Origin of the sequence: Nocardioides sp., from assembly GCF_004803405.1 — a bacterium.
GTDB lineage: Bacteria > Actinomycetota > Actinomycetes > Propionibacteriales > Nocardioidaceae > Nocardioides > Nocardioides vastitatis.
This window is the reverse complement of record NZ_SSXI01000003.1, coordinates 1-1,077: the sequence shown is the minus strand read 5'-3', so window position 1 is coordinate 1,077 and position 1,077 is coordinate 1. Positions and strand designations below refer to the sequence as shown.

Genomic DNA, 1,077 nt, shown 5'->3' with positions numbered 1-1,077 from the left:
ACGAGGGGGCGCGGTGTGCCGCACGAGGGGGCGCGGTGTGCGGCGCGAGGGGGCGTGGTGTGCGGCGCGCCGTCGGAGGCGTCGTACGGACCTGGCATCGTGCACCGTCGGCACCTACGTCGAGGAGCAGCATTGACCACGCACACCGTCATCAGCGCGGACCGTCTCCGCATCCACGTGACCGTCCGCGGCCGCGAGAACGCCCCGCTCACGGTGCTGCTCTCGCACTGCTGGACCGCCGAGGAATCCGACTGGCACTACCAAGTCCACGACCTGCTGGAGCGCTACGGCCACGACATCCGGCTGATCACCTGGGACCACCGCGGCCACGGGCGCTCGGAGCGGGCACCTGAGGACGCCTGCACGATCCCTCACCTGACGCGTGACCTCGGGCTGGTCGTCGACAACTTCGCCCCCGCCGGTCCGCTGGTCGTAGCCGGCCACTCCGTCGGCGGCATGGTGATCACCTGCATCCCCGAGGAGCGGCCCGACCTGCTGCCCCGCATCGTCGGACTCGCTCTGGTCAACACCTCTTGCGGCGAGCTCTACAAGGTGACGCTGGGCCTGCCCGAGATGGGCGCCATCCTTCGCGACCGGCTCCCGTTCCTGCTGGCGACCCGGGCGCGCGTGCTCAGCCGGTCGAGGCGGGAGCGCTTCCCGGTCGTCGAGCGGCAGATCGTCAGGCGCTTCCTCTTCGGCCGTCCCCAGCGGCCGCGCGACGTCGGTCACGTCGTCGACCAGCTCATCCACGCCTGGCCCGAGACCATGTCCGGCTTCTTCAAGGACATGATGCGGCACGACCGGGTTGGCAACCTGAGCGCCTTCGACGACGTGCCGACCGTCGTACTCGTCGGCAGCCGCGACCTGCTCACCCCGCCCGCCCATGCGGCCACGCTCGCCCGTGGCATCCGCGGTGCGCGGCTGGTGATCGCGCCCGATGCCGGCCACTACCTGCCTCTCGAGCGCCGCGCCCTCGTCAGCGAGGAGCTCTACCAGTTGATCGACGGGGCGCTGCGCCGGGCAACCGACCAGCCGGCGGGGCGCCCGGACGTGCACGCCGCTCGCGCCTGAGCACTT

1 protein-coding gene is annotated in these 1,077 nt (G+C 71.7%); it reads left to right on the top strand.

The window, feature by feature from the left end:
- Positions 1-1,071: alpha/beta fold hydrolase (locus E7Z54_RS00155; protein WP_206055922.1), on the top strand; the 1,071-nt coding region annotated here is incomplete at its 5' end.
- Between the last annotated feature and the right edge of the window lie 6 nt (positions 1,072-1,077).